The organism is Niabella ginsenosidivorans, from assembly GCF_001654455.1.
GTDB lineage: Bacteria > Bacteroidota > Bacteroidia > Chitinophagales > Chitinophagaceae > Niabella > Niabella ginsenosidivorans.
Map to the genome: position 1 here is coordinate 5101000 of NZ_CP015772.1, position 19332 is coordinate 5120331.

Here is a 19332-nt window from a genome sequence, read left to right on the forward strand (position 1 = left end):
ATATGAAAGGATTTTTACTGTTTTTTACAGCTTTCCTTTTTCTGCATTGTTCTGCCCAGCAGTTGCAGAAAGTGCCTGAAAAATTTTGGGTGGTTTGCGGCGATGATAAAGCCATGATCATTGACCCATCTAAAACAGTAAATGGGGCGCCCGGCATCGTATGGCAATGGGAAAACAGCGAAGCAAAAATATTGCCGCCCATATATCAGAAGCTGTTAAGACCGCTGGATGACTGTAAGCCGGTGGATGATGGTAAAATGCTGTTGCTGACCTCATCCGGAGGCGCAACCCTGCTGGTGGACGTAGCAACAAAAGCGGTGCGTTTCTATGCCCGTACGCCGATGGCTCACTCGGCAGCATTGTTACCGGGGGGGTATATTGCAGTAGCCAATTCCACGCATCCAGGAGGAAACAGTATAGAAATATACCATAGGGATCATCCGGAAAAAGTGATCTGTAAAGATTCCCTGTATTCAGGGCATGGTGTTTTGTGGAACAAAAAGAGAAAGCTGCTTTATGTGCTGGGTTTTGATGAGCTGCGGGCATACAACTTACATATCAGGGGTGAGGATGCCCGTTTGGTAAAAGTAAAGACCTGGAAGCTTCCGGCTCCGGGCGGGCATGATCTTTCCGGGGTTGATGAAGACCAGCTGCTTGTTTCAGCCCATGGCCATGTATGGGATTTTAGGATCAACGAGGGACGGTTTACGCCGTTTCAGCTGCTTGCGGAAATACCTGATGTGAAGTCGGTAAATTATAACAGCACCACAAAACAACTCGTTTATACGAAGGCCGAGGAAAGCTGGTGGACTTTTAATATCTATTCCAGGAATCCGGATAAAAAACTGCATATTCCGGGCACGAAGCTCTATAAGGTACGGGTAGCGGGCTGGGGCAGGTGATCCGGATCTGGTATTTTGACGTTAGGGAGAAGTAATGCCTTTCAGATATTAAACCCCCGTTCAATAAGTAATGTCATAGTGAAGCAGCTATTAAAGCGTTTGCATTTAAGTTCATTTAAATAACAGATTCTTTCAACCCGTCATTCCGGGTTTTCCATTTACAAAAACAAAATCATCCGAAAGTTCGGATGAGGCGATGACAATCCTTCTTAGGGGTTACCCTGAAGATGTCATCCTGTACCTGTTCCGGAATCTGTTTTTGTTTCAGGGCCTGTTGAGCGATACTATAGATGCTGAAATACCCGTCCGACGGAGGGCATCCGGGCGGGCATGATTCATTTAAAAAATATTCCAATAGTTATCGGGACCGCCGGGACAGGGCGACAATACGTTTTTAAAGTCTAACCTGGTATAAAATAAACACGTTTACATGCAACAGTTAACAGAGAAGATTGGAATTAAGCAATTCTTAAAAAAAAGAATAACCGGTTTGTTGGCTGGAACAATTACAGGCCTGATGTGGTTTTTGTATGGCCTGTCGTTTCTTTCGGCACCTCTTAATTTCATGTTGCTTATTCCTGGCATAGGCATTGGGATCTTTTATTTTTCCAGGATATTGGTCGTCCGGAAAATGAGCAGAGCACTTCCTGATCCGGATAATTCACAAAAAGCATCTGCCCGAAAGAATAGATTGTTATTTCTGCTAAACCTGATTGTAGAAATTCTTCTCTTAAATCTTGTATATTTTTATCTGATTCAGTTATACGATAGTGAAATTCATTACAGGCCAATAAAAAAGGGTTGCATTTTTGCGGGAAACTTTTTGGTCTGATTAAAATGTCATTTCCGTATTACAGCATAAAGGGCTCCTGCAATCAGCACTGTTGGCTCTTTTTATGCGTGTTAAGCAGTTTTATATGTGTGCCGTCATAATGATTCTGTCCGGGATCGTGTTTTTGCTGGTTAAAGAAAATGCGGAAAGATCAGCCGTGTTCCAATCGGTTATAAACGCCTGTGCACTGTGGCTGACAGTTGGTTGGTTCATTAAAGAGCTTTTTGAAAATAAGTTTTTTATTCACCCATAAGAGGCAGGTTTGTTTTGTACTACATATAATTTTTTACCTTCCAGGGAGCTTACACTGACAGCACCGTTACTTCAAGTCCCTTTGCTTCTAATTCTGTAACAATATGCGGTGATACGCCGCTATCTGTAATGATCTGTTCTATGCCATCCAGGTCACAGATTTTTCCGAAAGCTCTTTTCCCAAATTTGCTGGAGTCTGCCAGGATGATGGTTTTACGGGCCGCTGCAATCATCTTGCGGTTAAGCTGCGCCTCCTGGATATTGGAAGTGGTCAGCCCAAATTCAAGATCAATGCCATCCACGCCCAAAAACAATTTGCTACAGGAGAAATCTTCCAGTATTTTTTCCGCATAAACCCCTGTTACAGAAGAAGAAGTCTTCCTCATGATACCACCTAACTGGATCACTTCAATACCCGGGTGATGGGCTATTTCAATGGCAACGTTTAGCGCGCTCGTTAGTACGGTTACGTTTCCTTTCGGTTGTATATTTTTCGCAAGGTAAAAGACGGTTGTTCCAGAAGCGATCAGAATACTATCGTTTGGCTCTATTAAACTGGCACCATATTGGCCGATCTTTTCTTTTTCTGCCGATTTTATTCCTACTTTTTCAATAACAGAGCGGTCTCCTATATAGGGGTTTGTTAAGGTTGCGCCTCCGTGTGTCCTGAACAGTTGATTTTTATCTTCCAGAAACTGCAGGTCCTTACGAATGGTTACGGATGAAACGTTTAATTCCTGGCAAAGGTCTACAACCTGTACACTTCCCTTTTTTTTAAGGGCTCCCAGTATATGTTGGTGACGTTCAACAAGCGTGCTCATGGGATCAAAAATAATCATTATCTGCCCAAAATAAGGAAACAAAAAAAAACTACGATTTCTTATGAAATAATTGTTAATCCTTACGTTTTTAAATATTTTTTATTATTATTGCTTTCAGATTGTTTTGCTTTTGATTGAAATCAATAATAAAAGACCTCATACCCAAACAAAAAACAAGGCAGAATCCAAAAAGAAAAGGGATGGAAGTCGGAAATAAGCGCAGGAACCAATGAGCAACGGAATATTTAACAGGGAGCAGTTATTACAGGCCGCAACGAAGCCGGGAAAATTATGGGATGTAGTTGTGATCGGTGGTGGTGCTTCGGGTTTGGGTATTGCCCTGGAGGCAGTAACCCGTGGCTACCAGACCTTGCTGGTAGAGCAGGACGACTTTGCAAAAGGAACCTCCAGCCGCAGCACCAAGCTGGTGCATGGAGGCGTGCGTTACCTGGCCCAGGGAAATATTGCTCTGGTGCGTGAAGCGAGCATTGAACGGGGGCTTTTGCAAAAGAATGCACCGCACCTGGTAAAAAACCAGACCTTTATTATCCCCGTTTATTCATTCTGGGACCGGATCAAATATACTATTGGTCTGAAGCTTTATGACTGGATCGCAGGAAGGCTCTCTTTAGGCCCTTCGGTGTTTATATCCAAAAAGAAAACGATGGAAGCGCTGCCGGATATAAAGCAGGAAGGTCTGGTAGGAGGCGTACAATATCATGACGGGCAGTTCGATGATTCAAGGCTGGCATTAAACCTTGCACAAACGATCATTGAGCAGGGTGGTGTAGCGCTGAATTATGTAAAGGTGACCGGTCTGATCAAAAATGAACGGGGACAGCCATCCGGGATCATTGCAGAAGACCAGGAAACGGCTGCTGTTTACAGGATACATGCAAAGGCGGTTGTAAATGCCACGGGTGTTTTTGTAGATGATATTTTGAAAATGGACAATCCTTCCGCACCCAAAAGCGTGGTGGCCAGCCAGGGCGTTCACCTGGTATTGGATAAAGAGTTCTTTTCTTCCCCCCACGCATTAATGATTCCCGAAACCAGTGATGGCCGTGTATTGTTTGCCGTGCCCTGGCATAGTGAAGTAGTAGTAGGTACCACGGATACCCCGGTTGGCGCACCTTCTGCAGAACCCAGGCCCCTGGAGAAGGAAATCGAATTTATATTAAACACCTCCGGCCAGTATCTTGTAAAGCAACCCACCCGCAAAGATGTGCTGAGCGTATTTGCAGGGCTGCGGCCGCTGGCAGCACCTAAAGAAGGAACAGAAAAAACAAAAGAAATTTCGCGCAGCCATAAGATCATTATTTCCCCTACCCGCCTGTTTACTATTATTGGTGGCAAATGGACCACTTACCGGAAAATGGGACAGGACATGGTGGATGCTGTTGAAAAGCGGATGGGATGGGCTGCCACCCAAACACAAACCCGGCATTTGCAGGTTCATGGCTTTGCTAAAGGAATGGACTGGAATGATCCCTTTTATTTTTATGGAAGTGATGCGGAAAAGATAAAAGCCGCAAGTAACGGGCACTGGCTCAGTGAAAAGCTAAAACTGAACAAAGCGCAATTGCAATGGGCCGTGCAACAGGAAATGGCACGCACTGTGGAAGATTTCCTGGCGCGCAGAACAAGAGCGTTATTTCTGGATGCAAAGGAAAGCATACGCATTGCAGGGGAAACGGCAACGCTTATGGCCGAAGAGCTGCATAAGGACAAAGCCTGGGCAGATGCGGAAACAGAACGATTTACAACACTTGCAAAACAATACATTTTATAATAAAAACAAAAGGAGGCGCCATATGAAACAGTTTCCTGAAAAAAAAGAACACGCGTTAGATTATGTTTTGGTTAACAATCAGGCCGCGTATTATTTACCTTCTGACGCATGGATATATTTGCGGCCTCATTGCGATCAATCTGTTCGCGATCAATCTGAAAAATTAATTAAGTAAAGAACCTGTTAGCCAGATTTTAATCGATAAAGCTATAGGCTATCTTTTTATTAATTCATTAAATCTGAAAAGAATTAAAATGCAGCAAATGAGAAAAAAGAAATCATTAATAAACGGCTGTCTGCTGTTTTATTTACTGCTACTGATTCCCGTCCTTGCTCAGGCACAACGTAAAACAGTCAGTGGCATGGTAACCTCCAAAGAAACAACGGAGCCGGTTGCCAATGTGACCATATTGGTCAAAGGCACTTCCCGGGGAACCACAACCGGTGCAGACGGACATTATGCAATACCCGTAGCAACTGGTGAAACGCTTGTTTTTTCTTCTATTGGCTATAAAGAGCAGGAACGGAAAGTAGAACAACAAACAACAATTAATATATTGCTTGAGAGCGAAGGAAAACAGGAAAACGAGGTGGTGGTAACGGCATTGGGAATTAAAAAGCAAGATAAAGCCCTGGGGTATGCCCTTACAAAAATTGACAGCACCCAGCTAACGGACGCAGTGTCCTCTAACTGGACAGATGCACTTTCCGGAAAGGTTGCCGGGTTGAATTTAATACGCTCCGGCTCCGGGCCGGCGGGTTCTAACAAGATCATCCTTCGTGGTGAGAACAACCTTACCGGCGACAATGAAGCCCTGATTGTTGTAGACGGTGTTGTTATTAATAACAGTAGCGGCAAGCGTTCTGCAAACGCTTCCGATAATGTATATGCAACGGGCAGTGATAACCTGCCTGCTGATTATGGAAGCTCAATGAATGATATTAATCCGCAGGATATTGAAAGTGTATCGGTGCTGAAAGGCCCTGCTGCTGCTGCGTTGTACGGGCAAAGAGGGGCTAATGGCGCCATTATTATTACAACAAAATCCGCTTCTGCAAAAAGGAAAGGCCGGATTAATGTCCGGTATTCGATAAACGGGTCTTTGGAATCAATAAACAGGTCGCCTGATTTGCAGTATGAATACGGGCTTGGGCTGGATGGTCAGAGCGACTATGAGTACGGCAAATCAGCAAATAGTTCATCCAGCTCGGCATACGGGCCAAAGTTTGACGGGCAGCTGTTTTATCAGTACGATCCGGTTACTCAAACAAGAGCTACTGTAGCAACGCCCTGGGTGCCATATGATAATATTAATGATTTCTGGGATGTGGGCAAAAACCTCACTAATAATTTAAGTTTGGATGGAAAAATAGGAACTACTTCGTTTCGTGTTTCAGGCGGTATCCAAAGTAATAAATGGATTGTTCCCAATACCGGTTTTCATCGTAACTCTGCAAGTTTGTCGACAAATACAGATATTACCAAAAAGCTGAAGTTCTCAACCAAAATTAATTATGGTTACAGAACAAGCGATAATCTTCCTGCAGCCGGTTATGGAAACCAGTCGCTGATGTACTGGTACATTTTCTGGCAGCCTAATGCAGATTTTAACTGGCTCAGAAACTACTGGAGCGTTACTGACCCCTATAAAAAGATCAGGTATCCTTATAGCAGTTATCCGGAAAACCCCTTTGCTATTGTAAACGAATTTTTAAATAAAACAAGAAGAAATAATGTAACCGGTTCCGCACAGTTCAACTACCAGCTTACAAAAGAGCTTAGCTTTATGCTGCGTGGCAACCTCGACTGGTCGAATGATAAACGGGAACAGGACCGCCCGTATGATGCCGGCGCAAGGCTTCCGTTCGGGTCTGTAAGAAAACAAAATATCTATGCACGGGAGCTCAGCTATGATTTTCTTGCCAGGTACAATAAGAATCTGTCAAATGATGTAAAGCTGGGGGTTTCTGTAGGGGGCAGCCAGCTGAAAAATATGTACGACAAATCGGATATCAGAGCAGACGGCTTAAAATTTCCGGACTCATTGACAGGCTCGCCTTACCCCGGAATATATAGTCTGGATAACAGCCTGTATGGATTGATTTATATACCCGATACCAGCCGGTACCAGATAAACAGTATTTACGGAATTATTAATGTTAGTTATAAAGATTATTTATTTGCCGAGCTGACCGGAAGACAGGACTGGAACAGCGTTCTGGCTACCGCAGACAGAACAGATAACGTTGGTTTTTTCTATCCGTCCTTAAACACCAGCTTTGTTTTGTCTGATTTTACGAAGCTTCCTTCTTTTATCAACTACGCCAAATTAAGGGCTTCAATAGCTCAGGTGGGAAGCGGAAGCACCACACCTTACAGAACCGCGTATACGTATATGCTTGCTAATAACGGTATATTCCCGGACAGTGCTTTAATGAACCCCAAGATTTTGCCCAATGAGAACTTAAAACCCCTGAAGACCACAACCTTTGAGCTGGGAACCGAGGTTCAATTATTTAAAAACCGCCTGGGGTTTGATGTGGCTGTTTATTGGGGAAACACAAAAAACCAGATCCTGACAAGAACACTGGACCGTTCTTCCGGCTATGATGCGGCAGTGATCAATGCAGGACGGGTGAATAACACCGGTGTTGAAGTATCGCTTAACGGAAAACCCGTCGTAAACAAAAATGGTTTTAACTGGGAGGTATTTGCAACATTTGCTGCTAATAAAAATAAAATTGTTTCTATGCCCGACAGCACTGTTTTGCTAAGGTCTGGTCAGATTGCAAGCGGCCAGATTGTAGCCACTATAGGCGGTAGTATGGGTGATCTATATGGCCTGGGTTATCAGCGCAGCCCTGACGGGCAGGTGATCTTTGACCCGGCAACCGGCTTTCCGAAGATTACAAGCAATATTATTTATTTAGGGAATACAACGCCTAAATATAAAGTAAGCCTGGGGAATACATTCAGGTATAAGCAACTGAGTTTAAAAGTTTTGTTTGATGCCCAGGCCGGTGCAGTAGCCTATTCCTTAACCCATTATAAAATGGTGGAGCAGGGAAAGCTTAAGGTAACCCTGCCGGGAAGGTATAACGGAATTATTGGGAACGGCGTTCTGGAAGTACTGAATGATAAAGGCGAAGTAACCGGGTACCGGAAAAATGATGTGGTAGCCTATGATGTAGATCAATACTATCAGAATAGTATGGGGTCTCTCAATGCAGAAGGAAGCACTTTCAGTACCGACTTTATCAAGTTCCGTGAAGCGTCATTAAATTATGCCTTTAAACCGAGGCTTTTGAAAAAAATAGGATTGAGCTCCGCGATGATTGGGATTTACGGGCGTGATCTTTTTATATGGTCGCCCTGGCCGATATTCGACCCGGAATTTGGTACCTTAAGCGGAACAGATATTGTTACCGGCTTTGAAGTAGGGCAGTTCCCTTCCACACGCACTGTAGGGTTTAATTTATCAATCGGATTTTAATTTCTTTAAAATGAAAAAGCAACTACTTATTGCAGGCATTGTTTTGTTGGTGGTACCAACACTATACTCATGTAAAAAAGGATTCGAGAAGTTGAATGTGGATCCTATTAACATACTGCACACCACTTCCGATAAACTACTGGCGCCGGCACTGGTAAACTCGCTTTGGCCCGGCATGAGCCGGAACAGAAGCTTTAACAATGAGCTGATGCAGGTTACAGTTAATATAAGTGACGGGGAAAACACGGTATTCCGGTATGCTTTCAGAGCTACCCAATCGGATTATTTATGGAACTCCTGGTTTGTTCAGCTGACGAATTTCAAGGATGTAGACAGCCTGGCAAGTATCGGCGATAGTATTAACACCTCCTACCAGGGAATTGCAAGGATTTGTAAGGCCTGGCTGTTTGCGAACCTGACCGACACATATGGGGATATTCCTTACACAGAGGCGCTTAAAGGCTGGACGGGCGGCTCACAGGGAAACGTACAGCCCGTATTTGACCGGCAAAAGGATATTTACCTGGATTTATTTAAAAAACTGGAAGAGGCAAATGATTTGTTAACCAATAATACGCCGGTTGTTGTATCCAGCGATCCGGTGTACAGGGGAGATATTTCCAAATGGAGAAAATTTGGAAATTCATTGTATCTGCGCTTATTATTGCGCATTTCCGGAAAAGCTGAAGTACAGGATCAGTGTATTCAGAAAATAAAAGAAATAGTTGAAAATCCGGATAAATACCCCATAATGCAAAACAACAGCGATTGTGCCAGGGTGCTCTGGACCGGGGAAACCAGCAGTACAGACCCATATACATCGCCTTACGTAAACGGTATACGTGTGCAGGATTTCAGAGCTCCCGCCATTTGCAGTTATTTTCTGGACAGTTTGGTTACGTGGACGGACCCGCGGCTTGTTTCAGCAAAGCCCTACGGGTCCGGCAGTATCGGCCGCCTGGGCATTGCCCAGGCCAGTGGAGGCGGATGGCGTGGAGTGGCAAGCGGGTACCTGCCTGGCAAGGCTGAGCCCAAAGGATGCTATTTTCAAAGCTATGACAACAAAACAACGGGAGGTGTCTGGTCGCTTCAGCAAAACCCGTGGACAGGCATCATCATGCAATATGCCGAAGTACAGTTTATCCTGGCAGAAGCAGCCGTAAAAGGCTGGATCAGCGGTGATGCAAAGACCTATTTTTACCAGGGTATTGCATCTGCCATCAATTATTGGGTGCCGAATTTTCCCGAAAGCATTACTTCTAAAGAATTTGCGGATCATCTTGGAAATTTGAGCGCCGGCAGTGTAATTTGGGATGATGCGCTCCCTGCACGCAGAAAAATGGAAATGATACACCTGCAGAAATACTACGCACTGTTTATGACTGATCTGCAGCAATGGTTTGAGTACAGGCGTACCGGATATCCTAATTTACATTTGGATAAACTACCAGGTTTGCAAAACGGGGGCGTAATGCCCGCCCGCCTGGTGTACCCTGTATATGTGCAGTCGGCCAATCCAACCAATTATAAGGCCGCGGTAGCTGCACAGGGCCCCGATCAGATAAATACCAACGTGTGGTGGCAAAAGCCTTAATCAGAAAAAATGATAAAGATGAAACGCTCCTGTAAAATTTTGGCAGACAAGGGAATGTTTATCAGGCATTCCATCCGACTATTGAAAACAACAAAAAATATACGGATGAAATATATAGCAAATCTTTTTGTAATCATAAGCATAGCGGCCGCCATAAACAGCTGCACTAAAGATACATACAAGTATTATCCGGGAGGAGTGCCCTATGATGTGATTTCTGTTTTGGATGTGCGCCCTCTTTATAAAGGGCAGGATGTAACCCTTACCAAAGAGAACCTGTATGGTGCAACCAAACTGGCTGCGGTAGTTGTATCTGATCATACAGAAGGGAACCTTCCTGAGGGCTTGCTGGTGGTACAGGATAGCCGCCGCCTCAATACCTTAAGAGGTATTTCTGTAGATCTTGGTGCCGCCGCCGCCAAATACCATCCCGGAGACTCGGTAATGATCGATATTGCGGGCAGTATGCTAACCCGTAAGAACGGTATCTTAACCATTACCGGAGTAACGGAATCTAAAGTTAGCACTATGGGCAAAGGAATCCTTTCTGTAAATGCCATAAATGTATCAGAGCTGCTGGCTAATCCTGACAATTATGAAAGCACGCTTTGCATCATTAATAAATCCAGTTTCCACCCTTCCCTTGGGCCGGGAGAAGGAATCGGGGGCGCTAAAACGATCAATGATGGTTTTGGTGACCTTACATTATACACAGATCCGGGGGTAAGTTACGCCGATAATGCACCTTATGCCCTGGCTGCCTATGTGGGAATTCCCTTTACTACTACTGACGGCTCTGTGCAGCTCAGAACCAGGGATGGAGATGATATAGTGGATATGGGATCATCGGCACAGGACCTTATTATCAGCGGGTTTATGGGTGACCCGAAAGGAGGAGATGGCGGCAATGAATACGTACAGATGATAGCTACCAAAGACATCGATTTTGCCGAAACGCCCTACAGCATTGTATTTTGTAATAACGCCGGCGCTTCCACCCCTGAGCTTGATGCCGGATGGGCTACCGGCGGAATGCGTACCATTAAATGGAATATTACATCAGGCAAAGCACTCAAAGGAGAATTCTTTTACTTTGGCTTCCAGAACAGAAAAATCAACGGCAATGCAGGTACCGTTTCTTTCCCTGCTGAAACCAACTGGTATCAAAAAACATACAATACCAAAGATGGTACTACAAACCCCGGCGATGGGGGGCTTGTCCATGCAAGTGTGTTTGGTACTTCCGGCCCCTGGGCCAACAGCGGGAACGCCTGCGGGGTAGCCCTGTTTAAAGATACGATCGTTACTGAAACATCTGTACCGGAAGATGTATTGTTTGTAGCTGCAGGCGGTACCATTTATGACCCGGGCAGAACGCCTGTATTGGGCTACCGGATCTGTAATAACGACTGGTATTCCATGTATTCGGTTGCTATAGATCCTGCTACTTATAAGCCTGTTGTAGTGCCTTATTTGTATTATCGTTCTACCGGTAATACGACCAATATGCCGTATGCTGTAAATGAGGCGCACCCTACTGCCTCCACAGATGCCGGCTTGTTCAATATGATGGGGGGGGTATATAATATTACCCTGGGCCGGTGGACCACTGCAAGGAAGCAGGTGGTGGTAGAACTATTTCAGAAAACGGAAGATGGACATACTGCTGCTACCATTGCAGATATAGAAAGTGGCCGTGGCGGCCCTAATGACGCATCTGTTACAAAGATTGAGGAGTAGTGACTACGCGAGGTTTATTAATTGTGTAATTCATCTTTAAACCTGAAAAAATGAAAAAGGAAAAATCTTCGGTAACTATAGTTTCACTGATGCTATTGCAGAAAACGGCGGCTGGGGCCTGATCGAGGCCTCTGGTTTTGATATGTAAAGGATGAAAAATATTTATAAGATGCAATTAAAGACAATTGGGGCTGCCTTGCTGATCGTTTCAGCAATGGTAACCCGGGCACAGGGAAAAATCCGGCTTCCTGAAAAGTACAAAAAACTGGATATGGAGGCCCACCGTGGCGGCAGGGGGCTGATGCCGGAGAATACTATACCGGCAATGCTGCATGCTATTGATATGGGTGTAACCACGCTTGAAATGGATATGCAGGTAACCAAAGACGGACAGATTGTAGTGTCGCATGATGCCAATTTCAATGCAGGCTTTACCACAACTCCGGAAGGTGATACGCTTACAAAAGCGGAGGCAAAGAAGCGGCTCCTGTACACCATGCCCTATGATTCCATAAAAAAATATGATGTAGGTAAAAAGTTCTATGCCGACTTTCCCAAACAGGAAAAGATAGCTGTAGTAAAACCATTGTTAAAAGACCTGCTCACAGCAACAGAGGCTTATGCAAAAAAGAAAGGCGTAGCTGTTCAATACAATATCGAAATCAAATCGAACCCTAAAGGAGAAGGTGTTTCCTGTCCGCCGGTAGAAACGTTCACTGATCTGGCCATGCAAACGATTTTACCCTTTCATATGGGTAAGCGTCTGATCATTCAGTGCTTTGATGAGCGGGCATTAAAAATAATGCATCAGAAATACCCGCAGGTGCAAACCTCTCTTTTAATTGGAGATAAGGAAAAGCGGAGCCTGGATGAGCAGCTGAAAAGCCTGGGTTATACGCCGGAATATTATAGCCCGCATTATGCGCTGGTAACACCGGAGCTGGTTAAAGACTGCCACCGGCGGAATATGAAAATAGTGCCGTGGACACCGGATGATTTTACCACGATAAAGCGCCTGGCGGATATGGGTGTAGACGGGATCATTACCGATTATCCAGATTTGTTTTCCCAGTTAAAATAATTTTTTATTTTCGACACAGGGGCAGATACTATATCTGGCCGGGAGTAGAATATTAAATGCCGCTAATACACGAATAAAAATGAAATTTTCTTTCAAAATAACACCAATAATGCGCTTTTGGCGCCTGTTCGCGTATCATTTTGAAGTAATTGCTGCTAATGCTGTTGATGGGTGTTGCAAGAGTTATCAGAATGGCAGATTTATGCGTTCGCCCTGCGGTAGGCAGGTAACGCAAGACCGGTATTATAATTATTAACGACCTTTCAGAAAACCGCTGTAAGAGGTTTTGAAAGGAAAAAATTTTTTGCATGCCAAAATATGTTTTATCCCTTGACCAGGGAACTACCAGTTCCCGCGCTATTGTGTTTGACAAAGCGGGAAACATTGTTGCTACAGCACAAAAAGAATTTACACAGATCTTTCCCAGGCCAGGCTGGGTAGAGCATGACGCCAATGAAATATGGTCGACCCAACTGGGCGTGGCCGCAGAAGCCGTTGTAAAAGCGGGCCTGAACACGGCCGATCTTGCGTCCATTGGTATTACCAACCAGCGGGAAACCACGGTGGTGTGGGATCGCAACACATCACAGCCCATATATAATGCTATTGTATGGCAGGACCGCCGTACCTCAGATTACTGCGATTCATTGAAGCGGGAAGGCCACTCAGAGAAGATAAAAGAAAAAACAGGGCTGGTAACAGATGCCTATTTTTCCGCAACAAAGATCCGCTGGATCCTTGAAAACGTAGACGGGGCAAAAGCCCGTTCGGAAAAAGGCGAGCTTTGTTTTGGAACAATAGATTCCTGGCTGCTTTGGAAGCTGACCAACGGGGCAGTGCATGCCACCGATGCAAGCAATGCTTCCCGTACCATGGCGTACAATATTCATACACTGGAATGGGACCAGGAATTACTCGATCTCTTTGGTATACCCATAAGCATGATGCCGGAAGTGCGCTCCAGCAGCGAAGTGTACGGTCATACCAACCAGGTGCTTACCAGCGCTAAAATTCCTGTAAGTGGCATAGCGGGTGATCAGCAATCTGCTTTGTTCGGGCAAATGTGCACCCAATCCGGTATGGTAAAAAACACTTACGGAACAGGGTGTTTTATGCTGATGAATACAGGTACAAGCCCTGTGCCCTCAAAAAATAATTTGCTCACTACCATTGCCTGGAAAATAAACGGGGAAGTGAACTATGCATTGGAAGGCAGTGTGTTTATTGCCGGTGCCGTAGTACAGTGGCTGCGCGATGGCTTAAAGCTGATCCAGAGATCCGGCGATATTGAAGCCCTGACCCAAACCGAAACAGACAATGGCGGCGTTTACATGGTACCCGCGTTTACGGGGTTGGGAGCTCCATACTGGAACCAGCACGCACGGGGCATTATCACCGGGCTTACAAGAGGAAGCTCTGATGGCCATATTGCACGGGCTGCAGTGGAAAGCATCGCCTACCAGACCATGGATGTATTAAAAGCGATGGAGGCAGATGCCGGGTTAACCATTACGGAAGTGCGGGTAGACGGCGGCGCTACCGTAAATAATTACTTAATGCAGTTCCAGTCCAACCTTTTAAATACAACCGTTATCCGACCGAAGATCACAGAAACCACCGCTTTAGGAGCTGCCTACCTCAGCGGGCTGGCGGTGGGCTTCTGGAAAGACATTAACGAGGTAAAACAGTACTGGCAGGTGGACCAGACTTTTGAACCCTATATGAAGGAAGAGGTGCGTGCCGGATTGCAAAAGGGTTGGAAGCGTGCGGTAAAAGCTGCACAGGCATGGGCAGAGGAAGATTAAGGGCCGGGCAACAGCAACCCGGCTTTCATAGGGGCAGCGTTATCTTAAAAACGAAGACAGGAGACCAATCAATTAAAGAAAAATCATGAATGATAGGAATATTAAAAAAGAGTATTCCTTACTTAAAATATGAAAACCTTTTTTTTACTGTTAGCATGTATACATTTATGTACCAGTGCCTATTCACAGAAGAGGAAACTAAGTACAAAACGTCTTATAGGAATATGGAAATATATAGAGATGCGTGATGACAAAGGCAAGAAAATAAAATCATATAGCAACGGTTACATGATGGTGAACGCAGGAGGGCCAACAATTATTTTTAACAGCGATGGAACATATAAAAAAATATTTACACCCCAAAATGCAGATACTGGTTTTTGGCGATTTGATAGTCTGAAAATGTATATTCATTATGATTTGTATATTGATTCTACAGATTGGGTGGGTAAAGACCTGATTAAAACGGGCGAAGCGGTAAAATATCCTAATGGCAACTATTATGAAAAGATTCAGGATAAAATCCTGCGATATGACGATCCGGAGTTAATTTTAGACGAACGGGGAAGTCAAATGGTTTTTAAAAAACAATAAATGCCTGGCTAGCCCTTTACTCTGAAACAAAAAATCTAAAACGATAAACAAGCACTATATGAATATTTTTACCGGTGAATTGGTAGGCACTTTTTTGTTGATCCTTTTGGGCAATGGCGTTGTGGCCAATGTATTGCTTAAAAAAACAAACGGAAACAACAGTGGATGGATTGTGATCACCTTTGGTTGGGGAATGGCCGTTTTTGTGGGGGTATTTGCGGCTTCAAAGGCAAGCGGAGCGCACCTGAACCCTGCCGTAACCATTGCCCTGGCCTGGTTGAAAAAAATACCGGCAGCTGCCATACCGCAATATATTGGCGGCCAGGTAGCGGGTGCGGCACTAGGCCAGTTGTTTGTATGGCTGGCGTACCGGCAACATTATCTGGCAACGGATGAAACGGATTTGAAAAGAGCCACTTTTTGCACGGCGCCTGCTATCCGCAGCGGGCTTAATAATGTAATTACAGAAGCCATTGGCACCTTTGTGCTCATTTTTGCCGTATTGTTCATCATTGCGCCTTCTAATAGTCTGGGTGCGCTGGATGCACTGCCGGTAGCCTTTATTGTGCTGGCCATTGGCCTGAGCCTGGGCGGGCCAACAGGCTACGCCATTAACCCCGTGCGCGATTTTGTGCCCCGGGTTATGCACGCCATCCTGCCCATTGGGAAAAAGGGCTCTAATGATTGGGCCTATGCCTGGGTACCCATTATCGGGCCGGTTATAGGGGCTTTGCTGGCTGCTATTATTTATCAGCAATTGAATTAACAAAACAGAAGTGAAGGAACCTGCAAAGCAGGTGGATGCTTAATATAACCCCCCTATGCAAATTGAGCTCCGCCCGTTTATTCACTGTTAAACTCCTTAAGCGTACCATTTATGTGCGCGGTTAATAAATGTGCGGTTTCCAATAGGTTTACCAGGTAATACTGTTTTGACATTAAAAGAACACTGTCCCCCGGAGGCACTCATAAAAACGTTGATTTTAAGCTTATTGGGCTGACAATTTTTTCAATCGTCATCCCGGGGCACAGCCCTCGATAGCGGGAGAAGCCGGGGATCTCTGTATTATCAGGGAGACGCCTCCGCTCATTCCGCTCCATTCGGAATGACGTTCCAACAGGAAGAGCGGATCTTATTGTTTTCTAATAGCCTCTTTTTCTAAAACTCAATATCATCCGCAATATTTCCTCCCTGCTCTGCGGCAAATTTTTGCTGGTGTTCCTTTTGTTTGCTGCTGATAGTCCATTATTGCTGAAGCTGCTGATCAGGGTTACGGTTTTTATGTAATACACACAAAGCTATTTTTAATAAGAAATGTGTTTTATTTTTGTAAAGGCTCAGAAGCTGCATTAATCCATAAATCGTTTTAAAACCTGCCTGCCATGTATTCAAGAAGAAAATTTATTACCAAGACTTCTTTAGCCGCCTTTGGGGGGCTGGCATTACAATCTTTCAACACAAAGAACTTTTCGAGGATGCAAAAGAGCGCTGCGGATCAGATCAATATCGGCGCCATCGGTATTAACGGGATGGGATGGAGCGATACGCTTTCTATGCTGAAAAATCCCGGGGTAAGCCTGGTAGCGCTTTGTGATGTGGACAGAAATGTGCTGGACAAACGCATGGCTGAGCTTTCAAAAATGAATATTGATACAGCTAAAATAAAAACGTACAATGATTACCGTGCTTTGCTGGACAGGAAGGATATCGATGCGGTGATCATTGGCACCCCCGATCACTGGCACGCCTTAATTATGATCCACGCAGTGCAGGCCGGCAAAGATGTATATGTTGAAAAACCCGTAGGCAATTCCATTGCCGAGTGCAGGGCCATGGTTGCCGCGCAGGAAAAATACAACAAAGTAGTACAAGCCGGGCAGTGGCAGCGCAGCCAGCAGCATTTTCGGGACGCGATCGATTTTGTGCATTCCGGCCAGCTGGGCAATATCAGGACCGTAAAGGTTTGCTGCTACCAGGGCTGGATGAAGCCCGGTCCCAAAGTGCCGGACAGCGCTCCTCCCGCAGGTGTGGATTATAAGCAATGGCTGGGCCCGGCAAAAACAAGGCCCTTTAACAGCAGCCGGTTTCATTTTAATTTCCGCTGGTTCTGGGATTATGCCGGCGGGCTGATGACCGATTGGGGTGTGCATCTGATTGATTATGCCATTTTTGGAATGAACGCGCCCGTTCCTGAAACCGTTGCTGCATTAGGCGGCGATTTTGCCTACCCTGATCTTTACCAGGAAACGCCGGATACCCTTACAGCTCTTTATGAATTTGACCACTTTAACCTGATCTGGGATCATGCCATGGGCATTGATAATGGCAATTTCGGAAGAGATCACAGCATCGCATTCATTGGCAACAACGGAACACTGGAATTAGACCGTGGCGGATGGGAAGTGACCGAAGAAAAGAAGAGTGATAAAAAGGTAAGCGTGGTGCGCAAAAGCCCTACCGATAATGGTTTGGACAGGCATACCGAAAACTTTATCCATGTAGTGCGCTCCCGGAAACCGGAGGACCTGAACTGTCCGATACAAACAGGCGCGCATATAGCCACGGTTTGCCAGATGGGCAATATTGCTTTCCGCAGCGGACAAAAAGTGGTATGGGATAAAATCAATAAACGATTTACGGATAGCGGCCTGAATGCAAAATATATGATGGCTGCTTATAATAACGGGTATCAATTGCCAAAGATTTGAGGCTGTATAAGTCTTTATACGATAACGAAATTTTGACCAGACTAAAAGTTAATGTCATGCTGAGGCACTCATAAAAGCGTTGCATTTATGCTTATTGGGCTGACAATTTCTTCAATCGTCATCCCGGGCGCAGCCCGCGATAGCGGGAAAAGCCGGTGGATCTCTGTATTACCAGAGAGATGCCTCCGCTCCATCCGGTCAGAATGACGTTCTTTATGTAGAGTCATTTCCAACAACCTGCAACACTTGTTAGTAACGGCTTGACGAACCATGATTCATTTTTAAAAAACATCCTTCGGCAATACCGATCCGGCAGCTACCGGTCAATACTACTACAGACAATATAATCACAGGATGCTTAATGTAATAAAATACATAAGCAGGCGGATTTTATTTTTTAGCATGTTCTTGGCCGTTCTGAAAAATAGGCGTTTCTTTATAGTGTATAATGCCGGCTGATGAATAAACCGATCTGTAGAATACTGATTTTTTTCCCGCTGCTTTTTTCTTTATCCCATGCTTCAGCAAGAGGCATCCGTGTGCGCATCGGCACCTATGAAGCAGTAACGCTGGCGGCAGATCTGCCAAATAAGGACGCATACCTGATCCCAAAGGAACCCGGCTGGACGGAGAACCATTATCTGGACCTTGCTACATTAACCGTTAACTATGGCCTTTGGCAAACGCTTCCGCTCTGGATTGAAGAAGAACCCCGGCTGGTAGGCTATGATCAGCAAACAGATCTGTATTATGATCTTCCTGCTGAAGCACTGAAAAGCATCATCAGCCAAAACAACCTTAACGAGAAAAAATTATTACACATCTCTTTTTTTAAGCGTTATGGCGGCAAAATTATTTTGCTGCTGCTTGCTGCATTGATCATTTACGGACTGATCCCCCGCAAAAAATGCAAAAAGCCTGTTACTCCACAACATGTGTAGTTCATCATTAATCCCTTCAATAAACTAAACCACTATGCCACAGTACATCTACATTATCGCTGGTTTTATTATTATTTATGCTGTTATTTTTATCCTTTACAAGAACCGTACAAGGAAAATGCAGGATACTTTTAATAACCTTGACCTGCTTGGTGAAGCGCGCAATGCCAGAACCTACCAGCTCAATTATCTCGACGGTGCCTATGCCTTTATTAAAGACCAGATGAAATCCGGGCCCATCGATGCTTTTACGGTTGCCAGGGCTCCCCATACAGCCGGAGACGAAGCTAAAGATGTTGTCAAAAACCTGCTGAAAGGTGCGGCAACCCTGGGTACTGTCCGGTTCAGAACAGTACATACCCCCAAGTACCTTGTATTAAGCGGGGATAACCTGCACCTGCTGGATACCGATAAAGAAGGAGCCATATCTGCTCATTTGATCTTTGACCGGCAACGCTTATTAAATTCTTCATTAACAGAAGTTGAGAAACCCGGCGCTGTAGTAAGATATCAGAAGTTTGGGAGGTATCCTTTACGTGCCTACAAACTGTCATTGAGCACGGATGAAAGGCCCATTGTTCTTGATCTGTATAATGCCTTTATGAATGTTGGAGAGCAGAATACGGCTACAGTTGCCTATAAAGTGCAGGATATGGTGGCTCAGTTTGTTGTGGGCAGCGATTTTTTAAACAAACTTGGCGACCGGTATCCCAATTTGAAAGTACCCACCGACCTGCCCAAAGTTTAAGGGGTTAAAAACCGATCCTGATAGAGC

The 19332-nt window shown here is 44.9% G+C and carries 14 protein-coding genes; 13 read left to right on the forward strand and 1 reads right to left on the reverse strand.

The window, feature by feature from the left end; translation table 11 throughout:
* Nucleotides 1-2: 2 nt before the first annotated feature.
* Entirely contained in the window at nucleotides 3-902 is a 900-nt protein-coding gene (locus A8C56_RS21555) for a DUF6528 family protein (protein WP_067760587.1), read from the forward strand.
* A 430-nt stretch (nucleotides 903-1332) separates the two neighbouring features.
* Nucleotides 1333-1734 carry a hypothetical protein gene (locus A8C56_RS21560; protein ID WP_067760589.1) on the forward strand — a complete coding sequence of 134 codons (402 nt, stop codon included), beginning with the start codon at nucleotides 1333-1335 and terminating at the stop codon, nucleotides 1732-1734.
* A gap of 302 nt (nucleotides 1735-2036) precedes the next feature.
* Here the strand turns inward: A8C56_RS21560 and A8C56_RS21565 are convergent, their stop codons facing one another.
* Nucleotides 2037-2807, reverse strand: a complete 771-nt coding sequence (locus A8C56_RS21565) for a DeoR/GlpR family DNA-binding transcription regulator (protein ID WP_084490471.1) — start codon at nucleotides 2805-2807, stop codon at nucleotides 2037-2039.
* 229 nt (nucleotides 2808-3036) lie between these two features.
* Between A8C56_RS21565 and A8C56_RS21570 the strand changes: the two genes are divergently transcribed.
* The 11 genes from A8C56_RS21570 to A8C56_RS21625 all read left to right on the forward strand — a co-directional run bounded on the left by A8C56_RS21570 (nucleotide 3037) and on the right by A8C56_RS21625 (nucleotide 19305).
* Nucleotides 3037-4599 (forward strand): glycerol-3-phosphate dehydrogenase/oxidase, encoded by a 1563-nt coding sequence (locus A8C56_RS21570; RefSeq protein ID WP_067760593.1) that lies wholly within the window; start codon nucleotides 3037-3039, stop codon nucleotides 4597-4599.
* A gap of 263 nt (nucleotides 4600-4862) precedes the next feature.
* Complete coding sequence (locus A8C56_RS21575) at nucleotides 4863-8093, forward strand: SusC/RagA family TonB-linked outer membrane protein (protein ID WP_245645633.1); 3231 nt, start codon at nucleotides 4863-4865, stop codon at nucleotides 8091-8093.
* A 10-nt stretch (nucleotides 8094-8103) separates the two neighbouring features.
* Entirely contained in the window at nucleotides 8104-9687 is a 1584-nt protein-coding gene (locus A8C56_RS21580; RefSeq protein ID WP_067760597.1) for a SusD/RagB family nutrient-binding outer membrane lipoprotein, read from the forward strand.
* A 105-nt stretch (nucleotides 9688-9792) separates the two neighbouring features.
* Complete coding sequence (locus A8C56_RS21585) at nucleotides 9793-11427, forward strand: DUF5689 domain-containing protein (protein WP_067762415.1); 1635 nt, start codon at nucleotides 9793-9795, stop codon at nucleotides 11425-11427.
* 169 nt (nucleotides 11428-11596) lie between these two features.
* Entirely contained in the window at nucleotides 11597-12508 is a 912-nt protein-coding gene (locus A8C56_RS21590) for a glycerophosphodiester phosphodiesterase family protein (protein WP_245645635.1), read from the forward strand.
* Nucleotides 12509-12816: 308 nt separating this feature from the next.
* On the forward strand, nucleotides 12817-14313 hold the full coding sequence (gene glpK, locus A8C56_RS21600; RefSeq protein WP_067760603.1) for a glycerol kinase GlpK: 1497 nt from the start codon (nucleotides 12817-12819) through the stop codon (nucleotides 14311-14313).
* 240 nt (nucleotides 14314-14553) lie between these two features.
* A complete protein-coding gene (locus A8C56_RS21605) occupies nucleotides 14554-14907 on the forward strand; it encodes a hypothetical protein (protein WP_067760605.1) in 354 nt (117 codons plus the stop codon).
* Between the two features lie 58 nt (nucleotides 14908-14965).
* Nucleotides 14966-15673 (forward strand): MIP/aquaporin family protein, encoded by a 708-nt coding sequence (locus tag A8C56_RS21610; protein WP_067760607.1) that lies wholly within the window; start codon nucleotides 14966-14968, stop codon nucleotides 15671-15673.
* Between the two features lie 617 nt (nucleotides 15674-16290).
* Complete coding sequence (locus tag A8C56_RS21615) at nucleotides 16291-17616, forward strand: Gfo/Idh/MocA family protein (protein ID WP_067760608.1); 1326 nt, start codon at nucleotides 16291-16293, stop codon at nucleotides 17614-17616.
* A 458-nt stretch (nucleotides 17617-18074) separates the two neighbouring features.
* A complete protein-coding gene (locus tag A8C56_RS21620) occupies nucleotides 18075-18557 on the forward strand; it encodes a hypothetical protein (RefSeq protein ID WP_067760610.1) in 483 nt (160 codons plus the stop codon).
* Nucleotides 18558-18591: 34 nt separating this feature from the next.
* Nucleotides 18592-19305 (forward strand): hypothetical protein, encoded by a 714-nt coding sequence (locus tag A8C56_RS21625; protein ID WP_067760611.1) that lies wholly within the window; start codon nucleotides 18592-18594, stop codon nucleotides 19303-19305.
* Nucleotides 19306-19332 lie beyond the last annotated feature (27 nt).

What these genes read in the sequence shown, in the direction of transcription:
- A8C56_RS21555 (WP_067760587.1), top strand. Translation starts at nt 3, where the DNA reads ATGAAAGGATTTTTACTGTTTTTTACAGCTTTCCTTTTTCTGCATTGT.
- A8C56_RS21560 (WP_067760589.1), top strand. Translation starts at nt 1,333, where the DNA reads ATGCAACAGTTAACAGAGAAGATTGGAATTAAGCAATTCTTAAAAAAA.
- A8C56_RS21565 (WP_084490471.1), bottom strand. Translation starts at nt 2,807, where the DNA reads ATGAGCACGCTTGTTGAACGTCACCAACATATACTGGGAGCCCTTAAA.
- A8C56_RS21570 (WP_067760593.1), top strand. Translation starts at nt 3,037, where the DNA reads ATGAGCAACGGAATATTTAACAGGGAGCAGTTATTACAGGCCGCAACG.
- A8C56_RS21575 (WP_245645633.1), top strand. Translation starts at nt 4,863, where the DNA reads ATGAGAAAAAAGAAATCATTAATAAACGGCTGTCTGCTGTTTTATTTA.
- A8C56_RS21580 (WP_067760597.1), top strand. Translation starts at nt 8,104, where the DNA reads ATGAAAAAGCAACTACTTATTGCAGGCATTGTTTTGTTGGTGGTACCA.
- A8C56_RS21585 (WP_067762415.1), top strand. Translation starts at nt 9,793, where the DNA reads ATGAAATATATAGCAAATCTTTTTGTAATCATAAGCATAGCGGCCGCC.
- A8C56_RS21590 (WP_245645635.1), top strand. Translation starts at nt 11,597, where the DNA reads ATGCAATTAAAGACAATTGGGGCTGCCTTGCTGATCGTTTCAGCAATG.
- glpK (WP_067760603.1), top strand. Translation starts at nt 12,817, where the DNA reads ATGCCAAAATATGTTTTATCCCTTGACCAGGGAACTACCAGTTCCCGC.
- A8C56_RS21605 (WP_067760605.1), top strand. Translation starts at nt 14,554, where the DNA reads ATGCGTGATGACAAAGGCAAGAAAATAAAATCATATAGCAACGGTTAC.
- A8C56_RS21610 (WP_067760607.1), top strand. Translation starts at nt 14,966, where the DNA reads ATGAATATTTTTACCGGTGAATTGGTAGGCACTTTTTTGTTGATCCTT.
- A8C56_RS21615 (WP_067760608.1), top strand. Translation starts at nt 16,291, where the DNA reads ATGTATTCAAGAAGAAAATTTATTACCAAGACTTCTTTAGCCGCCTTT.
- A8C56_RS21620 (WP_067760610.1), top strand. Translation starts at nt 18,075, where the DNA reads ATGAATAAACCGATCTGTAGAATACTGATTTTTTTCCCGCTGCTTTTT.
- A8C56_RS21625 (WP_067760611.1), top strand. Translation starts at nt 18,592, where the DNA reads ATGCCACAGTACATCTACATTATCGCTGGTTTTATTATTATTTATGCT.